Origin of the sequence: Nocardioides pini, assembly GCF_026712185.1 — a bacterium.
Lineage (GTDB): Bacteria > Actinomycetota > Actinomycetes > Propionibacteriales > Nocardioidaceae > Nocardioides > Nocardioides pini.
In genome coordinates this window covers 254807-275863 of record NZ_JAPPUX010000005.1, presented here as the reverse complement: position 1 = coordinate 275863, position 21057 = coordinate 254807, and the positions used below count along the sequence as shown (strand labels likewise).

Annotated in this window: 24 protein-coding genes; 12 read left to right on the top strand and 12 right to left on the bottom strand. The window is 72.8% G+C overall.

Going from position 1 to position 21057, the window contains the following annotated elements:
• Nucleotide 1: 1 nt before the first annotated feature.
• Both NYO98_RS18210 and NYO98_RS18205 read right to left on the bottom strand, forming a co-directional pair.
• Nucleotides 2–247 (bottom strand): hypothetical protein, encoded by a 246-nt coding sequence (locus NYO98_RS18210; RefSeq protein WP_268113178.1) that lies wholly within the window; start codon nucleotides 245–247, stop codon nucleotides 2–4.
• A gap of 73 nt (nucleotides 248–320) precedes the next feature.
• Nucleotides 321–1025: an SPFH domain-containing protein gene (locus tag NYO98_RS18205; protein WP_268113177.1), complete on the bottom strand. Its 705-nt coding sequence runs from the start codon at nucleotides 1023–1025 to the stop codon at nucleotides 321–323.
• A gap of 413 nt (nucleotides 1026–1438) precedes the next feature.
• Between NYO98_RS18205 and NYO98_RS18200 the strand changes: the two genes are divergently transcribed.
• Complete coding sequence (locus NYO98_RS18200) at nucleotides 1439–2479, top strand: DNA polymerase IV (RefSeq protein WP_268113176.1); 1041 nt, start codon at nucleotides 1439–1441, stop codon at nucleotides 2477–2479.
• Nucleotides 2480–2526: 47 nt separating this feature from the next.
• Here NYO98_RS18200 and NYO98_RS18195 read toward each other — a convergent pair whose 3' ends face one another.
• The 4 genes from NYO98_RS18195 to NYO98_RS18180 all read right to left on the bottom strand — a co-directional run bounded on the left by NYO98_RS18195 (nucleotide 2527) and on the right by NYO98_RS18180 (nucleotide 8117).
• On the bottom strand, nucleotides 2527–3237 hold the full coding sequence (locus NYO98_RS18195) for a ZIP family metal transporter (RefSeq protein ID WP_268113175.1): 711 nt from the start codon (nucleotides 3235–3237) through the stop codon (nucleotides 2527–2529).
• 1 nt (nucleotide 3238) lies between these two features.
• Entirely contained in the window at nucleotides 3239–4717 is a 1479-nt protein-coding gene (locus tag NYO98_RS18190; protein ID WP_268113174.1) for a peptide MFS transporter, read from the bottom strand.
• A 76-nt stretch (nucleotides 4718–4793) separates the two neighbouring features.
• Nucleotides 4794–7337: an ABC transporter permease gene (locus tag NYO98_RS18185; protein ID WP_268113173.1), complete on the bottom strand. Its 2544-nt coding sequence runs from the start codon at nucleotides 7335–7337 to the stop codon at nucleotides 4794–4796.
• A gap of 3 nt (nucleotides 7338–7340) precedes the next feature.
• Complete coding sequence (locus NYO98_RS18180; protein WP_268113171.1) at nucleotides 7341–8117, bottom strand: ABC transporter ATP-binding protein; 777 nt, start codon at nucleotides 8115–8117, stop codon at nucleotides 7341–7343.
• Between the two features lie 116 nt (nucleotides 8118–8233).
• Here NYO98_RS18180 and NYO98_RS18175 point away from each other — a divergent pair, with 116 nt between their 5' ends.
• Complete coding sequence (locus NYO98_RS18175; protein ID WP_268113170.1) at nucleotides 8234–8836, top strand: LysE/ArgO family amino acid transporter; 603 nt, start codon at nucleotides 8234–8236, stop codon at nucleotides 8834–8836.
• 37 nt (nucleotides 8837–8873) lie between these two features.
• On the opposite strand, the gene NYO98_RS18170 is transcribed toward NYO98_RS18175, so the two are convergent.
• Nucleotides 8874–9065 carry a hypothetical protein gene (locus NYO98_RS18170; RefSeq protein ID WP_268113169.1) on the bottom strand — a complete coding sequence of 64 codons (192 nt, stop codon included), beginning with the start codon at nucleotides 9063–9065 and terminating at the stop codon, nucleotides 8874–8876.
• A gap of 43 nt (nucleotides 9066–9108) precedes the next feature.
• Here NYO98_RS18170 and NYO98_RS18165 point away from each other — a divergent pair, with 43 nt between their 5' ends.
• Nucleotides 9109–9735: a hypothetical protein gene (locus tag NYO98_RS18165; RefSeq protein WP_268113168.1), complete on the top strand. Its 627-nt coding sequence runs from the start codon at nucleotides 9109–9111 to the stop codon at nucleotides 9733–9735.
• A 48-nt stretch (nucleotides 9736–9783) separates the two neighbouring features.
• On the opposite strand, the gene NYO98_RS18160 is transcribed toward NYO98_RS18165, so the two are convergent.
• Nucleotides 9784–10737 carry a helix-turn-helix transcriptional regulator gene (locus NYO98_RS18160; protein WP_268113167.1) on the bottom strand — a complete coding sequence of 318 codons (954 nt, stop codon included), beginning with the start codon at nucleotides 10735–10737 and terminating at the stop codon, nucleotides 9784–9786.
• A gap of 96 nt (nucleotides 10738–10833) precedes the next feature.
• Between NYO98_RS18160 and NYO98_RS18155 the strand changes: the two genes are divergently transcribed.
• On the top strand, nucleotides 10834–11517 hold the full coding sequence (locus NYO98_RS18155) for an alpha/beta fold hydrolase (RefSeq protein ID WP_268113165.1): 684 nt from the start codon (nucleotides 10834–10836) through the stop codon (nucleotides 11515–11517).
• Nucleotides 11518–11564: 47 nt separating this feature from the next.
• On the opposite strand, the gene NYO98_RS18150 is transcribed toward NYO98_RS18155, so the two are convergent.
• Nucleotides 11565–12539: a serine/threonine-protein kinase gene (locus NYO98_RS18150; RefSeq protein WP_268113164.1), complete on the bottom strand. Its 975-nt coding sequence runs from the start codon at nucleotides 12537–12539 to the stop codon at nucleotides 11565–11567.
• Nucleotides 12540–12709: 170 nt separating this feature from the next.
• Here NYO98_RS18150 and NYO98_RS18145 point away from each other — a divergent pair, with 170 nt between their 5' ends.
• The 5 genes from NYO98_RS18145 (at nucleotide 12710) to NYO98_RS18125 (ending at nucleotide 17797) form a co-directional block, all read left to right on the top strand.
• Nucleotides 12710–13078, top strand: a complete 369-nt coding sequence (locus NYO98_RS18145; RefSeq protein ID WP_268113163.1) for an ArsR/SmtB family transcription factor — start codon at nucleotides 12710–12712, stop codon at nucleotides 13076–13078.
• Nucleotides 13079–13082: 4 nt separating this feature from the next.
• Nucleotides 13083–13580: an SRPBCC family protein gene (locus NYO98_RS18140; protein ID WP_268113162.1), complete on the top strand. Its 498-nt coding sequence runs from the start codon at nucleotides 13083–13085 to the stop codon at nucleotides 13578–13580.
• 36 nt (nucleotides 13581–13616) lie between these two features.
• Nucleotides 13617–14180, top strand: a complete 564-nt coding sequence (locus NYO98_RS18135) for a dihydrofolate reductase family protein (protein ID WP_268113161.1) — start codon at nucleotides 13617–13619, stop codon at nucleotides 14178–14180.
• An 84-nt stretch (nucleotides 14181–14264) separates the two neighbouring features.
• A complete protein-coding gene (locus tag NYO98_RS18130) occupies nucleotides 14265–16103 on the top strand; it encodes a Na+/H+ antiporter (protein ID WP_268113160.1) in 1839 nt (612 codons plus the stop codon).
• A 32-nt stretch (nucleotides 16104–16135) separates the two neighbouring features.
• The gene (locus NYO98_RS18125) at nucleotides 16136–17797 is read left to right on the top strand and encodes an FAD-dependent oxidoreductase (protein WP_268113159.1); all 1662 of its coding nucleotides are present in this window, start codon (nucleotides 16136–16138) and stop codon (nucleotides 17795–17797) included.
• Nucleotides 17798–17810: 13 nt separating this feature from the next.
• Here the strand turns inward: NYO98_RS18125 and NYO98_RS18120 are convergent, their stop codons facing one another.
• The gene (locus tag NYO98_RS18120; RefSeq protein ID WP_268113158.1) at nucleotides 17811–18188 is read right to left on the bottom strand and encodes a DUF1304 domain-containing protein; all 378 of its coding nucleotides are present in this window, start codon (nucleotides 18186–18188) and stop codon (nucleotides 17811–17813) included.
• A 109-nt stretch (nucleotides 18189–18297) separates the two neighbouring features.
• Between NYO98_RS18120 and NYO98_RS18115 the strand changes: the two genes are divergently transcribed.
• The gene (locus NYO98_RS18115) at nucleotides 18298–18513 is read left to right on the top strand and encodes a hypothetical protein (protein WP_268113157.1); all 216 of its coding nucleotides are present in this window, start codon (nucleotides 18298–18300) and stop codon (nucleotides 18511–18513) included.
• A gap of 19 nt (nucleotides 18514–18532) precedes the next feature.
• On the opposite strand, the gene NYO98_RS18110 is transcribed toward NYO98_RS18115, so the two are convergent.
• Entirely contained in the window at nucleotides 18533–19126 is a 594-nt protein-coding gene (locus tag NYO98_RS18110) for a mycothiol transferase (protein ID WP_268113156.1), read from the bottom strand.
• 96 nt (nucleotides 19127–19222) lie between these two features.
• Here NYO98_RS18110 and NYO98_RS18105 point away from each other — a divergent pair, with 96 nt between their 5' ends.
• Together NYO98_RS18105 and NYO98_RS18100 are read left to right on the top strand one after the other, a co-directional pair.
• Nucleotides 19223–20311, top strand: a complete 1089-nt coding sequence (locus tag NYO98_RS18105) for a beta propeller repeat protein (RefSeq protein ID WP_268113154.1) — start codon at nucleotides 19223–19225, stop codon at nucleotides 20309–20311.
• Nucleotides 20312–20331: 20 nt separating this feature from the next.
• Entirely contained in the window at nucleotides 20332–20643 is a 312-nt protein-coding gene (locus NYO98_RS18100) for a hypothetical protein (protein WP_268113153.1), read from the top strand.
• A gap of 4 nt (nucleotides 20644–20647) precedes the next feature.
• On the opposite strand, the gene NYO98_RS18095 is transcribed toward NYO98_RS18100, so the two are convergent.
• Nucleotides 20648–20884 carry a DUF1059 domain-containing protein gene (locus NYO98_RS18095; RefSeq protein WP_268113152.1) on the bottom strand — a complete coding sequence of 79 codons (237 nt, stop codon included), beginning with the start codon at nucleotides 20882–20884 and terminating at the stop codon, nucleotides 20648–20650.
• Between the last annotated feature and the right edge of the window lie 173 nt (nucleotides 20885–21057).

The window sequence follows — 21057 nt, the reverse complement described above, 5'->3', positions numbered from 1 at the left end:
GTCAGTCGACCCGGTGACCGCCGTCGACCTGCTCGGAGAACTCCTCCGCCCCGGCGCCCGACTCGTGGGCGCGTGAGTCGAGGTCGTCGGTGTCCACCGTGTCGCCGACCGTGGCGTTGCCCTCGGGCTCGGCGTCCAGCGCGCGCTGCCGGTCGGCGTCGCTGACCCGTTCGCCCGCCCCGGGGAACACCGACTCCTCGGGGTGCTCGGCGTAGGGGTCGGGCTCCGCGTGCTCGTCGCTCGTCATGCCCTCGACCGTACGCCGCGGGCGTACGTCGTGGTCCGCCCGCAGGGGTGGCGACCCCTGCGGGCGGCGGGCGTCAGTCCTCGCGCGCGGGCGGGCGCCCGGGCTGCACCAGCTCGACCCGCGAGCCGGGCGGCAGCGCCTGGACCAGCCGCAGCTGCGCGAGCGACGGGTGCTCGTCGAGGAGCTTGGCGCCGTTGGCCAGCGAACGGAGCGCCGCGGTCTCGGCGCGCGCCGCCTCGAGCTGCGCCTGCGCGCGGTGACGGCCCACGACGAGCTCGGCGTACGCCGCCCGCAGGTCGGCCGGCAGCACGACGTCCTTGACGACGACGTCGACGAGCCGGATGCCGACCTCGGCCGCGGCGGACGCCGCCCGGTCGCGGACGCCGTCGGCGAGCCGGGTCCGGGGCGCCCGGACGAGGGCCTCGGCCTCCTGCTCGGCCAGCACGTCGCGCAGGCCGAGCTGGACGGCGAGGTAGACCGCGCCGACGGGGTCGCGGACGAGCTCGGTGAACGCGACCGGGTCGGCCACCGTCCAGCGGAAGACGGCCGACACCTTGGCGGTCACGCCGTCCGCGGTGAGCACCTCCTGCACCGGGACCAGGTCGATCCGCTCGCGCAGGTCGACGACCTGGTGCTCGGCGCGCCGGCGTACGACGTGCCGGCCGGGGCCGAGGACGACGGTGGCCTCGCCGTCGCGGCGCTCGAGGAGGGCCTCCCAGGGCTGCACCGTGCAGGTGGGCAGGAGCAGGAGCTTGAGGGTCATGAGATCAAGGGACATGGGCGAAACCTCCTTCGCGGAGCGCGGTGGTGGATGGATGGGATGTCGGCTCGGGGATGTCGGCTCGGTGATGTCGGCTCGGTGATGTCCTGGGGTGGTGGCCGGTGACCACGTCGACGGGCGGGGACCGGAGCCGTCGTGCTGACCGGCTCCGCCTCAGGGCCCGACGGCGCGACCCGTCACCGGCCACCACCCGTGAGAGGAAGTGAGAGTCGAACTCACTGGAGTGGACAGCTCCGATGCCAGTGCCGTGGAGGGCAGTGCGGCGAGGTACGACGCGCGGTACGGGACCCGGAACTCCGGCCCCGCCGCTGATCTCGCCGTGGACGAGGTTAGGCGCCGGGCACCCCGCACCGCACCCGCTTTTCCGTCGGTCCCGCCGCGCCGTCGGTGCCTGCGGCCAGAATGGGCGGATGCCGCACTGGGTGCTCCACGTCGACATGGACCAGTTCCTCGTCGCCGTCGAGCTGCTGCGCCGCCCGGAGCTGGTCGGGCTGCCCGTGGTGGTCGGCGGGCGGGGTGACCCGACCGAGCGGGCGGTCGTGTCGACGGCGTCCTACGAGGCCCGCGCGCACGGCGTCCGCAGCGGGCTGGCGCTCAAGCTGGCCAAGCGACGCTCGCCCGACGCGGTGTTCCTGCCGGTCGACTTCCCGGTCTACGAGGAGGCGTCCGCGCGGGTGATGGAGACGCTGCGGGCGACCCCGGGCGCGGTCGTCGAGGTGCTCGGGTGGGACGAGGCGTTCGTCGGCGTCGAGACCGACGACCCGGTCGCCACGGCCCGGCAGGTGCAGGCGGCGGTGCTCGAGGCGACCGCGCTCCACTGCTCGGTCGGGATCGGCGACACGCTGGTCCGGGCCAAGATCGCCACCGACTTCGGCAAGCCGCAGGGCGTCTTCCGGCTCACGCGCGACAACTGGATGGAGGTCATGGGCGAGCGGCCGACGACCGCCCTGTGGGGCGTCGGCACGAAGATCTCCCGGCGGCTCGACACCATCGGCATCCGCACCGTGGCCGACCTCGCGGCTGCCGAGGAGGAGGCGCTCGTCGACGCCTTCGGGCCGACCAACGGCCCGCACCTGGGGCGGCTCGGCCGCGGCGGCGGACGCGCACGGCCCGACGACACCCCCTGGGTGGCGCGCGCCCACGGCCGCGAGACGACCTACCAGGCCGACCTGCTGACCCACGACGAGGTGCGCGCCGCGCTCCGCGAGCTGGCCGAGCGGGTCGTCGACGACGTCCGCAAGGAGGGCCGCGCGGTGCAGCGGGTGCACCTCAAGATCCGCTTCGCGCCGTTCTTCACCTTCACCCGGGTCCGCAAGCTGCCCGAGGCGACGTACGACGTGGACGTGATCGCGGGGACGGCCCACGACCTCTACCTCGCGCTCGACGACGACCGGCCGGTGCGGCTGCTCGGGGTGCGCGGCGAGATGGTCCCGCCCGAGGGCGGCTACTGACCCCTGCCCGGACTCGCGGGGTCACCGGACAGCGGCCGACTCCGCTTTCAGCCGCCGAGCAGCGAGAGCCCCGCGGCGAGGGCGAAGCCGGCGACGGTCGCCAGGCCGGCCCAGTCCCTCGCCTTGTCCTTCGCCTCGGGCACCATCGAGTCGATCAGCATCGTGAGCAGCGCGCCCGCGGCGAACCCGTCGACGAACGCCTGCGCGTCGCTGGTCACCGTGTCGGCGAGCGCCGTGCCGCCGAGGGTCGCCAGGGTGCAGCACACGGCGACGACGGTCCACAGGAGGACGACCGCGCGCCGGGACCGGCCCGCGGACCGCATGTCGGCGGCCGAGCCGATCGCCTCGGGCAGGTTGGAGGCGAAGATCGCGACGACCAGCGCGGCGCTGACGCCCTCCCCCGACGCGATCCCGATGCCGAGCACGGCCTGCTCGGGGATGCCGTCGAGGAACGCCCCGACGGCCAGGGGTGCCCCCGCCGACGACCCGCCCCCGCGTCCGCCCCACCTCTCCACGAGCCGGTCGGCGACGAAGTAGGTCAGCCCGCCGAGCGCCAGGCCGGCGGCGACGGCGTACCCGCTGCCGATCCGCAGGCCCTCCTCGGCCAGCTCGAACGAGACGCTCGCGATCAGCGCGCCGGCACCGAAGCCGAGCACCAGCCCGACGACCGTGCGCGGCCACGGGCGCACGAGCGCGAGGACCGCGCCGACCACCAGGGAGCTGGCGGCCAGCGCGCCCCACCCGAGCGCCTCGACCACGTCAGTCCACGCCGGCCATGAGTCGGTGGATCGGCTTCGACGCGAGCATCACCACGGCGCCGGTGACGACCGACGCGAGGCCGATCCAGATGAAGAACGGCGCCTCGTCGCTCGGGTCGTAGTAGCCGGCCAAGGTGCCGGCCAGTGCCGTGCCGAGCGCGATCGAGAGGAAGTAGAGCGCGACCATCTGCGTCAGGTACTTCCTCGGCCCCAGCTTGGTCGTGGCGCTCAGGCCGACCGGGGAGATGAGCAGCTCGGCCACGGTGAAGAGGAGCAGGATGCCGACCAGCCCGATCAGCGGGGCGGCGTCCGCGCCGGGCGGCATCAGCAGGAAGGCGAAGAACGCCACGCCCATGAGCACCGTGCCGGCCCCGAACTTGATCGGGGTGATCGGCTGGCGGTCGCCGAGCTTGGTCCACAGCGCGGCGAAGGCACCGGCCAGGACGATGATGAACACGGGGTTGATGCTGTTGACCCACGGGATCGGCATCTCCCAGCCGAACAGGTCGCGGTCGAGCCGCTTGTCGGCGTAGAGCGTCACGACGGTGAACTGCTGCTGGTAGAGCGACCAGAACACGACGTTGCAGACGAACAGCGGGATGAAGGCGAAGATGCGGCTGCGCTCCGCGCCGTGGACGTCCTTGTCGGTCAGGATCCGCGCGAAGTAGGCGATCGCCGCGAGCAGGCTGATGCCGATGACGATGTTGGCCAGCCGGTCGGCGGTGATCACCTCGAGCCACACCAGCACGCCGACCAGGGCGAGCGCGACGACGGCCCCGACGACGTACGCCACGCGCCGGTCCGCCGGCAGCGGGTTGGCGACGTGGTGGGTCTCCTCCGGCAGGTTCTTCCGGCCGATGGCGTACTGCGTGAGGCCGATCGCCATGCCGACCGCGGCCGCGGCGAAGCCCCAGTGGAAGCCGGCCTCCTTCTGCAGCAGGCCGGTCAGGAGCGGGCCGAGCAGCGCGCCGATGTTGATGCCCATGTAGAACAGCGAGAAGCCCGCGTCGCGGCGCGGGTCGTGCTCGTCGTAGAGCGACCCGACCAGCGAGGTCGCGTTGGCCTTCACGCCACCGGAGCCGAGGGCGATCAGGACCAGGCCGAGCCCGACGCCGGCGAGGTCCGGCACCACCGCCAGGGCGACGTGGCCCGCCATCACGCAGATGGCGGCGTAGAAGAGGGTCCGCTCGGGACCGATCATCCGGTCGGCGAGCCACGCACCCAGGATCGTCGAGAGGTAGACCGCACCGCCGTAGGCCCCGACGATGCCGGTCGCCACGGCCTCGTCGATGCCGAGGCCGCCGTCTGCGGCGGAGTAGTAGAGGTAGAGCAGCAGGATGCCCTGCATGCCGTAGAAGCTGAACCGCTCCCACAGCTCCACCCCGAACAGGTTGGCCAGCACCCGGGGCTGGCCGAAGAACCCCGTGTCGGAGCGGCTGGGTGCGCCGCTGCCCTGCGTGTCCTGTCGTGTGTCACTCACCTCTCCACGGTGCCACCGTCCCCCGGGTGTGTCAGCACCCGGGGTCCGGAGGGGTGAGCCGGCTCACCACGAGCGGCTACTCCGTGGCGATCGCGTCGAGCACCTTCATCCGCGAGGCGCGTACCGCCGGGACGATGGCGGCCAGGACGCCGAAGACGACGGCGATGACGAGGAACACCACCAGCGAGCCGAGGGGTAGCGACAGCACGGTGAGGTCCTCCGACAACGACTGGCGCAGCGCGATCCCGATGAGGAGTCCGACGGCCAGTCCGAGGACCGCGCCCAGCACCGCGATGGCGATCGACTCCAGCATGATCATCCGGCGCAGGCGTCGCCGCGAGAGCCCGACCGCCCGCAGCAGGCCCACCTCGCGGGTCCGCTCGATCACGCTGAGGCCGAGGGTGTTGACGATGCCGATGACCGCGATGATCACCGCCAGCGCCAGCAGGCCGTAGATCAGGAACAGCAGCTGGTTGACCTGCTGCTTGATCAGCTCGGAGAAGCCCTCCTTGTCCTGCACGGTCACGATCGGCAGGTCCTCGACCACCTCGTCGAGCGCGTCGTGCACCTCGTCGACGTCGGCGCCCTCGGCGACGTTGATGCTCAGCGTGCTGTCGTTGCGGCGTAGGCCGGCGTCCTCCAGCACGCTGATCGGCAGCGTGACGCCGCTGGTGATCGGGGTGTCCTCGAAGATGCCGACGACCTCCAGGTCGACGGTCTGCCCGCCGGGGAACGCCACCGGCAGCGTCGTGCCGACGTCGGCGTCGAGGTCACCGGCCGTCGACTCGCTGAGGATGGCCTGGTCGCCCGTCATCTGCTGCGTGCCGCGTCGCATGTCGAGCTCGTAGATGTCGGCGAACGCGTCGTCGACGCCCGCCACGAAGGTCTGGTCCTGCTTGACCAGCGCCACGGAGCCCTGCATCCGCGAGACCGTGCCGACGCCGTCGACCTCGGCCATCTCGTCGCCCACCTTGGTCGGGAAGCCCTGGAAGCTCGGCGACTGCACGAGGAAGTCGCTGCGGAACTCGCGGTCGACGAGCTCGTCGTTCGTCGCGCTCAGCGAGGACGCGAGCACGCCGACCGCCGAGACCACGGCCAGGCCGATCATCAGCGCCGAGGCCGTGGCGCCCGTGCGCCGCGGGTTGCGGAGCGCGTTCTCGCCGGCGAGCTTGCCGGTGGTGCCGAAGAGCTTGGCGAACACGGCCCGCGACGCCACCAGGACCGGACGCCCGAGCACCGGCGCCATGACGGCGACGGTGATGACCCAGATGACCGCGCCGGCACCGATCCACGCCGGGTCCGCCCCGGGCGCGCCGACCAGGCCGGCGCCCATCAGTGCCGCACCGACCAGCAGCGCGATCGTGCCGAGTACGAGCCGGCGACGGCCGAGCGCCTTCTCCTGCACCGTCAGGTCGTCACGCAGGGCGGCGACCGGCGGCACCTTGGCGGCGCGTCGGGCCGGCACGAAGGCCGCAACCATCGTGACGGAGATGCCGACGACGTAGGCGGCGATGATCGTGGTGGGCGTCAGCACCAGGACGTCGCCGGCGATGTCGAGCCCCTGCGAGCGGAACACGGCGGCGAGGCCGCGCGACAGGCCGAGCCCGACGAGGAGCCCGAGGGTCGAGCCCAGCAGCGCCATCAGGAACGCCTCGATGAGGACGGAGCGGGTCACCTGGCGACGGCTCGCTCCGAGGGCGCGCAGCAGCGCCGACTCGCGCACGCGCTGCGAGACGAGGATCGAGAAGGTGTTGAAGATGATGAAGGCGCCCACGACGATCGCGATCACCGCGAAGGCGATCAGGAAGTAGCCGATGACGTCGAGGAACTGGCCGATCTGCTCGTCGGACTCGTCGATGACCTCCTGGCCCGTGACGGCGGTGAAGCCGTCGGGCAGGACGGTCTTGGCGGCGTCGGCGAGCTCGGTCTGGCTGACTCCCTCGGCGGCCGTGAGGGACACGGTCGTGTAGGCGTCCTGTCCGTCGAGGAAGACGTCCTGCGCCTGGCTGGTCTCGAGCAGCGCGAGCGTGGCGCCCGCGGTGCCGCCGCCGTTGAAGTTGGACGTGCCGACGAGCTCGAACGTCTGCCGCAGCTCGCCGACCGGCAGCAGGAGGGTGACCTCGTCGCCCAGCTCGTAGCCGCCGCGCTCGGCGGACGAGACGTCGAGGTTGATCTGGCCCGGCTCGTCGGGCCACTCGCCCGACTCCAGGAGCAGGATCGGGTCACCGGCGACGTTGACGCTGTCGTAGTAGTTGAACACCAGCGTGGGGGCGCCCGTGCCGCCGACGAGCTTGCCGTCCTCGCCGAGGAGGTAGGCGCCCACGCCGTCGACCGAGCCGTCGGCCGCGGCCACCTCGGGGAGCTCGGCGAGCCGCTCGACGACCGCCGGCTTCACCAGCTTGGTCGTGCCGGCGCCGGAGGCCTGGAACGACACCTCGCCCTCGGTGCGCACGAGGGCGTCGGACGTGGACCCCTCGATGATGTTGTCGAAGGTCGACCCGAGGCCGTGGCTGAAGGTCAGGACGCCGGCGAGGAAGCCGATGCCGAGCACGATGGCGAGCGTGCTCATCACCAGGCGGACCTTGCGGGCCACCAGGTTGCGCCAGGTGAGTCGGAGCACCGCTCAGCCCGCCTTGCGCGCAGCGGCGTCGGACAGGGCGCCCATCCGCTCGAGGATCGCGTCACGGTCGGGACGGCGCAGCTCGTCGACGACCTTTCCGTCGGCGAGGAAGAGGACCCGGTCGCTGTAGGAGGCCGCGACGGGGTCGTGGGTGACCATGACGACCGTCTGGCCGAACTCGTCGACGCTGCGGCGCAGGAAGCCCAGCACCTCCGCGGAGCTGGTGGAGTCGAGGTTGCCGGTGGGCTCGTCGGCGAAGACGATCGACGGCCGGCTGACGAGGGCGCGCGCACAGGCGACCCGCTGCTGCTGGCCGCCCGACATCTCGCTCGGGCGGTGGCCCAGTCGGGGCCGGAGGCCGACGGCGTCGATGACCTGGTCGAACCACCCCTGGTCGGCCTTCTTCCCGGCCAGGTCGAGCGGCAGGAGGATGTTCTCCTTCGCCGTCAGGGTGGGCACCAGGTTGAAGGCCTGGAAGACGAAGCCGATGCGGTCGCGGCGCAGGTTGGTCAGCGCCTTGTCCTTGAGCTTGCCGAGCGACGTGCCGTCGACGACGGCCTCGCCCGAGGTGGGGGTGTCGAGCGCCGCCAGGCAGTGCATCAACGTGGACTTGCCGGAACCCGACGGACCCATGATGGCGGTGAACTCGCCCTTCATCAGGTCGACGGTCACCCCGTCGAGGGCCCGGACCTCGGCCTCCTCGGTGCCGTAGACCTTCACCAGGTCGTGTGCGCTTGCCGCGACGCCCTGCGGCGCCCCTCCCGTGGGCTGCTCAGTCATGAGGAGGAGTCTGGCAGGGGCCTCCGACGGACTGCCATGGGATAACACCCGCAGCCGACCCTGACATCTGTCAGGGGTGGACCCGGGGTCGGGACCGGGGGCCTAGGTTGTCCCGCGTGGGAGACGTCGTCGCGGGGCTGCTCACCGGCCTCTCCCTGATCGTGGCGATCGGCGCCCAGAACGCGTTCGTGCTCAGGCAGGGCCTGCGGCGCAGCCACGTCGGGCTGGTCGTCGCGATCTGTGCGCTGTCCGACGTCGTGCTGATCCTGGCCGGCGTCGCCGGCATCGGCGTCCTCGTCGACCGCGCGCCCTGGGCGGTCGAGGTCGTCCGCTGGCTCGGCGTCGCGTTCCTGACGGTCTACGGAGTGCTGTCGCTGCTGCGCGCCCGACGCCCGCAGGCGCTCGACGCTGAGGGCGGAGCGGTCGAGGCGCGGCGCGGGGTGGCCGCTCGCGCGGTCGCCCTGACCTGGCTCAACCCGCACGTCTACCTCGACACCGTGCTCCTGCTCGGGTCGATCGCCGGGACCCACGGGACGCCGGGGCGGTGGTGGTTCGCGCTCGGTGCGTGCGTGGCGAGCATCGCGTGGTTCGCCGGCCTCGGGTACGGCGCCCGGCTGGTCGCCCCGCGCCTGGCCAGCCCCCGTGCGTGGCAGGTGCTCGACGTGCTCGTCGGCCTGGTGATGCTGGCGATCGCCGGACGCCTCGCGCTCGGCGCCTGAGCCCGCCGGCGTACGCACGACGCGAGGCGAGCGCGCGTCAGGAGTCCTGGGGCGCCCGGGTCATCTCAGCGGCCTCGCGGGCGACGGCCTCGTCGTGCCGGGCGTGGAGGCGGTCGCGGACCTCCGACGGCTCGTAGTGGCGGCGCACCCGCTCGTCGCGGGCGACGGCGGCGCCGGTGGCCACGCCGGCCAGGATCCCGGCGAGTCCGATCCACTTCCACACGCGCATGGCCCGAGCCTAGCCGGGCGGGCGGATCGTGCAGACTGCGCGCATGACCCTGAGCCTCGACCAGGCGGTGGACCTCACTCGCAGCGGCGACATCTGGTTGTTCCGCGGTCGCCGGGCGCCGGACCGGGCGATCCGCGCGGTCACCAACTCGCCCGTCAACCACGTCGGGATGGCGGTCGTCGTCGACGACCTGCCGCCGCTGATCTTCCACGCCGAGCTCGGCAAGAAGCAGGTGGACATGTGGACCGGCGCCCACCACCGCGGCGTGCAGCTGCACGACCTGCGCGAGGCCGTCGGGCGGTGGCAGGGCGAGTACGACCAGGACGCCTGGGTCCGCCAGCTCGACCCGCAGATCGGCCAGGCCGAGGAGGACGGGATGCTGCGCACGGTCGCGCGGCTCGACGGGGTCTCGTTCCCGAGCCTGACCCGGCTGGGCGCCCGCTGGCTGCGGGGGCGCGACGCCTACGTCCCGCGGCGCAAGCGTGGTCAGCGCGTCACGCCCGAGGCGGCGTTCTGCGCCGAGATCGTGGCCAGCTGCTACATCGAGATGGGCATCCTGCGCGACGACCGGCGGGCGACCTGGTACGACCCGGGCAAGTTCTGGAGCGGCGACTACCTGCCGATCTCGCCGGGCTGGACGCTCGGCAAGGAGGTCGCGGTCAGTCGCTGAGGTCGAGTGCGCACGCGGTAGTGGTCGCCGCGGGGTCGCGCACTCGACTCACCTGACCGACCGCGCCAGCCGCTCGGCCACCACCGCCACCGCCGCCCGGAGCTCCGGGCCGCCCACCACCGTGAACGGGAGCGGCACGTGCGCGAGCCACTCACCGGCGTACGCCTCGGGGTTGCTCGTGCTGCCCACCAGCTCGCACCGGCCGTCGGGGAGCTCGCGCAGGTCGCCCAGCGTGGGCCGGATCCACGGGCGCGCCTCGGCCAGCGGGACGTCGAAGACGAGGTGGGTCTCGTGCTCCCATCCCTTGCCGAGGTTGGCCTCGAGCGCGGCGGCGGGGTCGAGGTCGGCCGGCACGTCGAAGGTGCCCGCGAGCTGCTCCACCCCGGTGATCCGGTCGATGCGGAAGGTGCGCAGGGCGTCCGCGTGGTGCGAGTGGCACAGCAGGTACCACCGGCCGTAGCGCACCACCACCGACCACGGGTCGACCTCGAACGTGCGCGCGTTGCCGGCTGCCGTGCGGTAGCCGATGCGCACCTGCTGCTGGGCCGCGACCGCGGCGACCAGGCCGCTCGTGACCTCCGGGTCGGGCCGCACGGACGAGCGCTCGGGCACGGTGCGCGCCGTCTCCCGCACCGCCGCCGCCTGCCGCGCGACGTTGGTCGGCAGCACCCGGAGGATCTTGCCGAGCGCGGAGCCCACCGGGTCGTCGGGGTCGGCGACGGCGTGGTGGGAGTCGAGCGCCGCCATCACCAGGCCGAGCGCCTCGGTCGCCGAGAAGACGAGCGGCGGCAGGCGGAGGCCGCGCCCGAGCGTGTAGCCGCCGTACGGCCCGCGGGTGGACTCGACCGGGATGTCGGCCTCCCGCAGGATCGCGACGTAGCGCCGCGCGGCGCGCTCGGTGACGCCGAGGCGCTCGGCCAGCTCCGCGGCGGTGACGCCCGGCCGGGCCTGGATGACGTCCAGGGCCCGCAGGGCCCGCGCGGTCGGACTGATCTCGCTCACCACGCCATCGTCGCACCGGTTCCGGTCGTGGAGCGTCCGGAATGGCACCTAACGTGGGCCGCGAGGGTCGAACGACACCGAGATCGAGGAGAACTCATGGACATCGTGCTCATCGCCGGACTCTGGCTCGACGGCTCGGCCTGGGACGACGTGGTGCCCGAGCTCGAGCGGCTCGGCCACCGGGGCATCCCGGTGACGCTGCCCGGCCAGGGCGACGGCGCCGCCTCCGCGTCGTACGACGACCAGGCGGACGCAGTCGTCGCCGCGGTCGACGCGGCCGACGGGTCGCCGCTCGTCGTGGGCCACTCCGCCGCCTCGACGCTCGCGTGGGTCGCGGCCGACCGGCGCCCGGACGCCGTGACCGGGGTGGTGCTGATCGGCGGCTTCCCGACCACCGGCGGCAACGCCTACGCCGACTTCTTCGAGGCCGACGGCGAGGCCGTGCCCTTCCCGGGCTGGGAGCCGTTCGCCGGGCCGGACTCCGACGACATGTCGCCCGAGCTCAAGGCGGAGGTGGCCGCGTCCACCCACCCGGTGCCCGTCGGCGTCACCAAGGGCACCGTCACGTGGACCGACGACCGCCGCCACGGCGTGCCGCTCACGCTGGTGTGCCCGGAGTTCAGCCCCGCCCAGGCGCAGGATTGGATCGACTCCGGCGACGTGCCCGAGCTGGCCGACGCCACGGCGCTGCAGCTCGTCGACATCGAGTCCGGGCACTGGCCGATGTTCACCCAGCCGGCTGCCCTGGCCGGGCTGCTCGACGCGGCGACGAGGCGCTGACCCGAGCACTCACCTCGGCCACCCAGACGAGAGCCCCCGGGGGGTCCTCAGTCGAGGAGCTCCTCGGGCGCGGCCGCCATGGTCGGGATGTCGGCCGGCGCGCGGTCGGGCGGCTTGACGGCCTCCAGCGGCGTCGAGGGCGTCAGGGGCGTGACCGGCAGGACGACGTAGCCGCTGGGCACGCCGGAGGCGAGGTCGACGTCGAGGTCGGCGAGCTCGGCCGGGGCGACGCCCAGCATCACGGCGACGGACAGGGCGTTCTCGGGTCGGGCCTCGGGGTCCTTCTCGAGCAGGCTCGCGACGACCTCGCGCAGGTCCTCGGGCACGTCGTCGCCCAGCGGCGGCGGGGGCTCGTTGACGTGGCACATCGCCGTCGCGATCGGGGTGCCGCGGTCGAAGGGCCGCTTGCCGGTGAGCATCTCGTGGGCGACGACGCCGAGGGCGTAGAGGTCGCTGGCACCGGTGGCGGGCTGCCCGATGGCCTGCTCCGGGCTGATGTAGTTGGGGGTGCCGAGCATCTCGCCGACCCGGGTGTGGCCGATGGTGTCGATCGCGCGGGCGATGCCGAAGTCGGTCAGCTTCACCAGCCCGTCCTCGCGGACGAGGATGTTGGCGGGCTTCACGTCACGGTGGACGACGCCGGCCTCGTGGGCGGTGCCGAGGGCGAGCGCGGCCTGTCCGAGGATCGAGCGGACGGGCTCGGGCTGCATCGCGCCCTGCTCGCGGATGATCGCCGACAGGGGCAGGCCCTGGACGAGCTCCATCACGAGGTAGGTGAGGTGGTCGTCCTCGCCGTAGTCGAAGACGGTGGTGATGTTGGCGTGCAGGAGCGCCGCCGAGTGGAGCGCCTCGTCGCGGAACCGCTCCGCGAAGATCTGCTCGTTGTCGGGGTCGGCACGCATGACCTTGACCGCGACCTCGCGCTTGAGCACGTCGTCGAGGCCCCGCCACACGTCGGCCATGCCGCCGGAGGCGATGCGGTCCTGCAGGACGTAGCGGTCTCCGAGGCGGAGTCCTTCCACGAGCCTGTGCATCGGGCGTTGCCCCACTTCTCTCGAAACCGGTGCGCAGGAGCGCACCAGCGACAGAGATTACTCCGACTTCCACGCGATCCGGTCTTTTCCGGGGCGAGGCCCACCCGGGTGGGTGAACCCCTTGACAACGTACAACCAAACGGTTGTATATTGATCCCGTGAACGAGACGGACGAGGACCGGGCGGACGCCTGGTTCCACGCGCTCTCCGACCGCACCCGCCGCGACATCCTCCGGCGCGTGCTGGCCGGCGAGCACTCGGTCTCGTCGCTGGCGCGCAGCTATGACATGAGCTTCGCCGCCGTCCAGAAGCACGTCGCGGTGCTGGAGCGGGCGGGCCTGCTGACCAAGCGTCGGCAGGGTCGCGAGGCCCTGGCCAGCGGCGACGTGGAGGCCGTGCGCGCGGTGGGCGCGATGCTCAGCGAGCTCGAGGGACTCTGGCGCGGCCGGATCTCCCGGATGGACGAGCTGTTCGCCCGCGACCAGCAGCAGCACGACCGCCCCGAACCGACCCCGAGAAGGGACTGAAGCCATGCCTGTCACCGATGTCCAGCACGACCTCGACGCCCTCACGCTGACCATCACCGCCGACTTCGCCGCGCCCGTCGAGCGCGTGTGGGAGGTGTACGCCGACCCGCGCCAGCTGGAGCGTGTGTGGGGGCCGCCGACCCACCCCGCCACCTTCGTCGACCACGACCTCGTGCCCGGTGGTCGGATGACCTACTACATGACCAGCCCCGAGGGCGAGAAGTACTACGCCTACTGGGACGTCGCCGCCGTCGACCGGCCGACGAGCTTCACCTTCACGGACGGGTTCGCCGTCGACGAGACCTTCGCCGCCGACACCGAGATGCCGGAGTCGTCGAACGTCTACTCGTTCACCCCCACCGACGACGGGACCCGCGCGACGTTCGTGGCGACGTACGCCTCGGCCGAGGCACTCGAGAGGGTGCTCGCGATGGGCGTCGTCGAGGGCGCCACCGCCTCCATCAACCAGATCGACGACCTGCTCGCCGCGCCCGCGGCCTGAGCGACCACCACCCACCCCGGAAGCCAGGAGACCACCATGCGACCCATCGTCATCACCACCTTCCTGTCCGTCGACGGCGTCATGGAGGCGCCCGGCGGCGGGGACCACCCCCACGCCGGCTGGACGTTCAAGGACGTCGACTTCGTCGAGGAGGCCTACGACATCAAGGGTCGAGAGACGGCCGACGCCACCGCCCTCCTGTTCGGCCGGCAGTCCTACGACGAGTTCGCGCCGGTGTGGCCGTCGATGGAGGAGTTCGCGACCTACAACGCGATGCCCAAGTACGTCGTCTCGACGACACTGCCCGACGACACCGCCCCCTGGGGCGAGGGCACCGTGCAGGTCCTGCGGTCGCTCGACGACGTGGCCGCGCTCAAGGAGACCGACGGCGGCGAGATCCACGTCCACGGCAGCGCTCGCCTCGCCCAGGGGCTCGCGCAGGCCGGTCTCGTCGACCGCTACCACCTGCTCGTCTTCCCGCTCCTGCTCGGCAGCGGCAAGCGGCTCTTCGCCGAGGGCGACAAGACCAAGCTGCAGCTCGTCGAGCACGCCGCCTACGCCAACGGCATCACCCTCCAGCGCTACGACGTCGTGCGCTGACGCCGGCTCGCTGGTCGAGGACGTCGCCGGTCGCCACGGTGGACGCCCTCGACCGGCCGGGGCGGCAGCGGCAAGAATCACCCGGTGGAACTCGCCCTGCTGCTCGTCTCCATGGCAGCCGTCGTGCTGGCCGCCACCGCCGTCAGCGAGCGGCTGCGCGTCCCGGCACCGCTCCTGCTGGTCGTCGTCGGCGCCGCGGCGTCGTACGTCCCCGGCGTCCCGACGATCCACCTCGAGTCCGAGGTCGTGCTGCTGGGGCTGCTGCCACCGCTGCTCTACGCGGCGGCGATCCAGACCTCGCTGGTCGACTTCAACGCCAACCGGGGCACGATCCTCCGCCTCTCGATCCTGCTCGTCGTCGTCACGGCGCTGGCCGTCGCGGCGGTCGTCGAGTGGCTGGTGCCGGACCTGGGCTGGGCGGCCGCGATCGCGATCGGCGCGGTCGTCGCGCCACCGGACGCCGTCGCCGCCACGGCCGTGGCCCGGCGGATCGGGCTGCCCAGGCGGGTCGTGACGATCCTCGAGGGCGAGTCGCTGCTCAACGACGCCACCGCACTCGTCGTCCTCCGGACCGCCACGGCGGCGCTCGCGGGCGGGGTGGCGGTCTCCCACATCGGGCTCGACTTCCTGGTCGCGGCGGGCGGCGGCGTGCTCATCGGCGTCGGCTTCTTCCTCCTCGTCGCCAAGCTGCGGCGCCGGATCAGCGACCCGCTGATGGACACCGCGATCTCGTTCCTGACGCCGTTCGCGGCGTTCGTGGCGGCCGAGGAGATCCACGCCTCCGGCGTCATCTCCGTCGTCGTCGCCGGCCTGCTGCTCGGCCACAAGGCGCCGATCATCCAGACCGCGCAGTCCCGCATCACCGAGCGCATCACCTGGCGGACGGTCGCCTTCGTGCTGGAGAACACCGTCTTCCTCCTCATCGGCCTCCAGCTCGACTGGATCCTCCAGGACGTCCAGGAGTCGAGCCTGCCCCACAGCCGCATCGCCCTCGTCTGCCTCGCGACCCTGCTCACCGTCGTCGTCGTGCGCCTCGTCTACATGCAGGCCACCGGCTTCCTCCGCCGCCGCGACCCCATCCCTGCCTCGTGGAGCTTCCTGATCGGCTGGGCCGGCATGCGCGGCGTCGTCACCCTCGCCGCCGCCTTCGTCATCCCCGAGGACGCGCCCCACCGCGAGGTGCTGCTCCTCGTGGCGTTCACCGTCGTGGCCGGCACGCTGCTCGTGCAGGGGCTGACGCTGCCGCTCATGACCCGGCTCCTCGACGTGCCCGCCCCCGATCCGGCCGAGGACGCCCTCGCCCGCGCCGCCCTGCTGCAGCAGGCGGCGGACGCCGGCTTCAAGCGCCTCGACGAGCTGGACTACGACGACCAGCACGGCGTGGTCGACCAGGTGCGGGCCCGGGTCGACCAGCGGACCTTCGCGGCGTGGGAGCAGCTCGCCACCACCGACGGCGACGAGACGCCCTCCGAGCTCTACGCCCGCATCCGCGGCGAGATGATCGAGGCCGAGCGCTCCAAGGTGCTGCTCGTCCGGGGCAAGGGCAAGGTGCCGTCGGAGGTGGTGAGCCAGGTGCTCGGCATGCTCGACATCGAGGAGTCGATGCTCGACGCCGGCTCGGACGCGCGCGCCGGCGTACGCTCCGGCAGCCTCTCCTTCGCCGGCGGCCGCACCTGCGACGACCTCGACGAGCACCCCGCCGTCGACACGGTCGCCGACCCGGCCTGCGCCACCTGCCTGCGCGACGGCACCCGCTGGGTGTCGCTGCGGCAGTGCCTGACGTGCGGCCACGTGGGCTGCTGCGACTCCTCCGTCGGCAAGCACGCCACCGCCCACTTCCACGACAGCCTCCACCCCGTCGTGGAGTCCGCCGAGCCGGACGAGTCGTGGCGCTGGTGCTACGTGCACAACCTCACCGGCTGACCCAGCCCTCCATGCGCCACTACGCTCGATGCATGGGAGCGCCCGCGATCGTCATCGCCTCGATCCACCACGCGGCCGAGCTGGGCGAGGCGTTCGCCCGCTACGAGCGGGAGTACGACGTCCGCCTGGCGTCCGACGAGGCCTCGGCCAAGGCCTGCGCCAAGGAGCTGCTGACGACCGGGCACCAGGTGGCGCTCTTCGTCGTCGACAGCGACCAGGACCAGGACCGGCTCTACCAGCTGATCGGCGGCACGCGGCAGGCCGTCCCGACCGCGCGCCGGCTGATCGTCACCCACGTCAGTCGCTTCCGCGAGGACAACCAGACCTTCCGCCACGCCGTCGCCGCCGGCAAGGTCGACGCGCTGCTGCTCATGCCGCAGGGCCCGCGCGACGAGGAGTTCCACCTCGCCGTCGGCGAGCTGCTCAACGAGTGGAACGCGACCGTCGCCACCCCGGTTGTCGAGAACGTCCGGATCATCTCCCCGGAGAAGGACGGGCTGACCCGCGACCTGCTCGACTACCTCGCCCGGGTCGGCATGCCCGCCGGCGTGCACCACCCCGACAGCGAGGTGGGCCGCGAGGTGATGGCGACCTGTCCCGACGCCGAGGGCCGCTGGCCGATCGTCTCCTCGCTCGCCGGGTGGTGCGGCCACTGCCCCGACGTGCGCTCGCTGGCCAACCAGCTCTACGGCCGACCCGACGACATCGACGTCGACGAGGTGGTCGACCTCGTCGTGGTCGGCGCCGGACCGGCCGGGCTGGCGGCCAGCGTGTACGCCTCGAGCGAGGGCCTCTCGACCGTCTGCCTCGAGGCCGAGGCGATCGGCGGGCAGGCCGGCACCAGCTCGATGATCCGCAACTACCTCGGCTTCCCACGCGGCATCTCCGGCATGCGCCTGGCGCAGCGGGCCCGCGGGCAGGCCCTCCGGTTCGGCACGCGCTTCTTCACCGGCTGGCCGGCGACCGGCATCTCGCGGTGCGCGGACGGCGACCACCACGTCGTGCACACCGACGGCGGCGACGTGCACGCCCGGTCCATCCTCGTCGCGACCGGTGTCGACTACCGCCGGCTCGGCGTCGACTCGCTCGAGGAGCTGGTGGGGCGCGGGGTCTACTACGGCGCGGCCATGGCGGCCGCCCGCGAGCTCGCGGGTGACCACGTCGTGGTCGTGGGCGGCGGCAACTCCGCCGGGCAGGCGGCGATCCACGCCGCCCGCTTCGCCTCCTCGGTCACGATCGCGGTCCGCCGGCCCGACCTCACCGCCACCATGTCGTCGTACCTCATCAACGAGATCGAGTGGAACCCGCGCATCACCGTGCGCCCCTGCACCCGCGTGGTCGACGGCGGTCCGGACGACGTCGGCCAGCTGGCCTGGCTCGACATGGAGGACGTCGACACCGGTGCGCACGAGCGGGTCGAGGCCCGCGGGCTGTTCCTGCTGCTGGGCGCCGTCGCCGAGTGCGGCTGGCTGCCCGACGCCGTGCTCCGCGACGAGCGCGGCTTCGTGCTCACCGGACGCGACGTGCCGACCGAGCACTGGCTCGACGGCGTGCCGCCCGAGGACCTGGCGACCACGGTCCCGGGCATCTTCGCCGGCGGCGACATCCGCGCGGGATCGATGAAGCGCGTGGCCTCCGCCACCGGCGAGGGCGCCTCGGTGGTGTCCTCGGTGCACACGTGGCTCGGCCAGTAGGCCGGGCCCCTCGCTAGACCGACAGCATCAGGAAGAGCACGGCCAGCGCGGGCAGCGTGCCCTGGGTGGTCGCGGCCCGCACCATCGAGCGGTCGTGGGTCACCAGCACCAGCGCGGCACCGAGCATCGACCCGGTGCCGGCGAGCGCGAGGGCCCGGCCGATGTCTTCCTGCTGCCCGAGCAGGGCGACGCCGACGAGCGTGATGATGGCGAGGAAGAGGTTGTAGAAACCCTGGTTGTAGGCCATCGGCGCGAGGACCGGGGCGTCGGCCTCGGACACGCCGAAGGTCTTGCGGGTCGACGGCTGGGTCCACCGGAAGGCCTCGAGCACCCAGATGTAGACGTGCAGCAACGCGGCCGCGACCGCGAACACCACAGCGAGGACGGTCATGGCGCCACCCTAGGGCCGCCTACCCCTGGGAGGGTGGCAGGGCGCACGCCGATCTGCGCACACTCGCGACGACACGGCTACCTTGTCGTGAGGATCGAGGGAGGTTCCCGTGGGACGACTGATCGGCATCCTGCTCGTCATCTGGCTCGTCATCGGCGCGTTCGCGGCCTTCCAGCGCGACTACTTCGAGGACGCGAAGACCAACTGCTCCGAGGCGGGTGACATCGCGCTCACCATCGTCGCCGGACCGCTCAACTACGTCGGCGTGAACCCCAAGGTCGACTGCGCCGAGGTCGACGTCGACGTCCCGGAGCCCAGCAAGTAGCCGGCGTCCCGGTGCCCGGCTAGGCGAGCCACGGGGGCGTCCAGCCCTCGGGCGGGTCCTCGCCGACGCGGCCGTCGACGGCCTCGCGGAGGAGGTCGGCGTGGCCGGTGTGCCGGGCGTACTCCTCGAGCAGGTCGACGAGGAGGCGGCGCAGGCGCGGGTGGTTGCCGTTGCCGTCGTCGACGTGGGCGACGAGGTCGAGACCGCCCTCGGCCAGCGCGGCCTCGATCCGGGCGGTGTTGCGGACGACCGCCTCGTCGAAGACGGCGTACGTCTGCGCGGCGGTGAAGTGGTCGGCCTCGAACTCCCACTCGTCGGTGCCGTCGTGGCCGAGCGAGCGCCAGGGCTCGACGAGCTCCTCGCCGCGCAGCTTGGTCGTCAGGTAGTAGTCCTCGCCCATCGCGAGGTGGCGCAGCAGCCCGCCGAGCGAGAGCGACGACGACGGCAGGCGCTGCCGGAGGCCCTCCTCGTCGAGGCCGTCGGCCTTCCACCGCAGGGTGGCGCGCATCCGGCCGAGCGCACCGGTGAGGTACTCGGCCTCGGTGCCGTCGATCGGCGGCTCCCACGGCGGCGGGACCCAGACGTCGTGGACGGTCTCGTGGTCGGTGCTCATGGGCCCGACGGTAGACCCGGTTCCGGACGGCCGGCTTCCGGAACGACCCACCTCAGGGGTCTGGACAGGACCTGCGCCGCGCGCCATGGTGGCCCGATGCGACGACTCGGAGTCCCTGCCCTCATCCCTGCCCTCCTGGCGATCCCCGCCCTGGCGCTCTCGGTCCCCGCCGGCTCGGCGGCCCAGCCGGAGGCCGCCGGACCGAACCCGTTCCGCGACGGCTGGAGCGAGACGGTGGTCGACGCCGACCAGAACCTCCGCGGCCTCGAGGCCGTGAGCAAGCGCGAGGCGTGGGTCACGGGCGAGAGCCTGACCGACGACGGCCCGGCCCGCGTCTTCCGCACGACCGACCGCGGGAAGACCTGGACCGACGTCGGCCCGGACGACACCGAGGGCCTGTCGTTCCGCGACGTCGAGGTGCACGACGGCGTCGCGCACGTCCTCGCGATCGGCCCCGGGGAGGCGTCGCGCATCTACCGGTCGACCGACGGCGGCGCGAGCTGGACCGAGGCGTTCCGCAACACCGACGAGGACGCCTTCTACGACTGCATGGCGTTCTACGGCGCGGGCAAGCGCGGCCTCGCGGTGAGCGACCCGGTGGACGGCAAGCTGCGCATCCTCTCGACGAAGGACCACGGCCGCTCGTGGTCGGTGCTGCCCGACGCGGGCATGCCCCGGTCGAAGGACGAGTTCGGCTTCGCCGCCAGCGGCGACTGCCTCGTCACCTCCGGCCGGTCGGCCTTCCTCGTCACCGGCGGCAAGAAGTCGCGCGTGCTCCGCTCCGACGACCACGGTCGCACCTGGACCGCCACCGCGTCGGGGATCCCGGCCGGTGAGGCAGCCGGCGGCTTCGCGGGCGCCTTCGCCTCGCCCAGCGCGGGCATCGCGGTCGGCGGCGACTTCGCGAAGGCCGACGACACCGAGGACACGACGGCCTACTCCCGCGACGGCCGCACCTGGACCCTCGGCGGCGACCTCTCGCACATCGGCGAGGACGTCACCTTCCTGCGCGGCAGCAGGTACGCCGTCGCGACCGGCGACTACGACGGCTCGGTCGGGTCGAGCATCACCACCGACGGCGGCCGCACGTGGAAGCGCGCGAGCAGGAAGGGCTACCACGTCATCGACTGCGTCGGCACGGTTTGCTACGCGGCCGGCAGCAAGGGTCGCGTCGGCCACAACTGAGTGCTGGCTAGGCTCGTCACGTGCCCGACCTCGCCCGCGTCCCCACCGCTCCCCTGCTCGCCGGCGGCCTCGTCGGCGGTTTCGCCCTCGCCCAGCGCACCGGCGTACGCCCTCTCGGCGGAGCCGCGATGCTCGGCGCCAACCTCGTCGCCGCGCGGCAGTGGTACGCCGTCGGTGGGGTGCCGCTGACCGCCGGCCTGACCGCGGCCTACTGGGCGGCGATGGGGGTCTCCCACCCGCTCGCGAAGAAGGTCGGCACCTGGCCGTCGGTCCTCGGCGTCACCGCCGCGGCCGCCGGCGCCGCCTGGGTGCTGGCCGACCGCCGCCGCTGACCGTTCAGTCCTCGGGGAGCGCGGCGAAGTCGGCCTGCATCTGGCGGTACCACCCGAGCGACTTCTTCGGGTGGCGCCAGCGCCCCTTCATCTCCTTACGCGCGGGCAGGTGGGCGGTGTCGCCCTCCTTCTCGGCCTGCTTGAGGTGCTGGTCCTGCGCGTTGATGACGTCGTCGTGGGTCTCTCCGCGGTGGGCGAGGTCGCACGGGCCGCCGAGCTGGCGGCAGGTCATGGTCTTCATGGGATCTCCTCAGTCGGGGTTCTGGTGGTACGACGATCGGGCCACCGGGGATGTGACACGGGGGGCGCCGGCTCCACAGCCGTGGTGTGGTCGGTTGTGGTCCGAGGTGTGGCGGATCCGTGACGGCCCCTGTCCCGGTGCCGTCACGCGGTGTGTCACCACCGACTGATCCC

Coding starts and splice junctions, on each gene's coding strand:
- NYO98_RS18125 (WP_268113159.1), top strand. CDS start 16,136: ATGGGAGCGCCCGCGATCGTCATCGCCTCGATCCACCACGCGGCCGAG.
- NYO98_RS18110 (WP_268113156.1), bottom strand. CDS start 19,126: ATGAGCACCGACCACGAGACCGTCCACGACGTCTGGGTCCCGCCGCCG.
- NYO98_RS18165 (WP_268113168.1), top strand. CDS start 9,109: ATGACCCTGAGCCTCGACCAGGCGGTGGACCTCACTCGCAGCGGCGAC.
- NYO98_RS18170 (WP_268113169.1), bottom strand. CDS start 9,065: ATGCGCGTGTGGAAGTGGATCGGACTCGCCGGGATCCTGGCCGGCGTG.
- NYO98_RS18140 (WP_268113162.1), top strand. CDS start 13,083: ATGCCTGTCACCGATGTCCAGCACGACCTCGACGCCCTCACGCTGACC.
- NYO98_RS18210 (WP_268113178.1), bottom strand. CDS start 247: ATGACGAGCGACGAGCACGCGGAGCCCGACCCCTACGCCGAGCACCCC.
- NYO98_RS18205 (WP_268113177.1), bottom strand. CDS start 1,025: ATGTCCCTTGATCTCATGACCCTCAAGCTCCTGCTCCTGCCCACCTGC.
- NYO98_RS18120 (WP_268113158.1), bottom strand. CDS start 18,188: ATGACCGTCCTCGCTGTGGTGTTCGCGGTCGCGGCCGCGTTGCTGCAC.
- NYO98_RS18180 (WP_268113171.1), bottom strand. CDS start 8,117: ATGACTGAGCAGCCCACGGGAGGGGCGCCGCAGGGCGTCGCGGCAAGC.
- NYO98_RS18135 (WP_268113161.1), top strand. CDS start 13,617: ATGCGACCCATCGTCATCACCACCTTCCTGTCCGTCGACGGCGTCATG.
- NYO98_RS18200 (WP_268113176.1), top strand. CDS start 1,439: ATGCCGCACTGGGTGCTCCACGTCGACATGGACCAGTTCCTCGTCGCC.
- NYO98_RS18105 (WP_268113154.1), top strand. CDS start 19,223: ATGCGACGACTCGGAGTCCCTGCCCTCATCCCTGCCCTCCTGGCGATC.
- NYO98_RS18155 (WP_268113165.1), top strand. CDS start 10,834: ATGGACATCGTGCTCATCGCCGGACTCTGGCTCGACGGCTCGGCCTGG.
- NYO98_RS18095 (WP_268113152.1), bottom strand. CDS start 20,884: ATGAAGACCATGACCTGCCGCCAGCTCGGCGGCCCGTGCGACCTCGCC.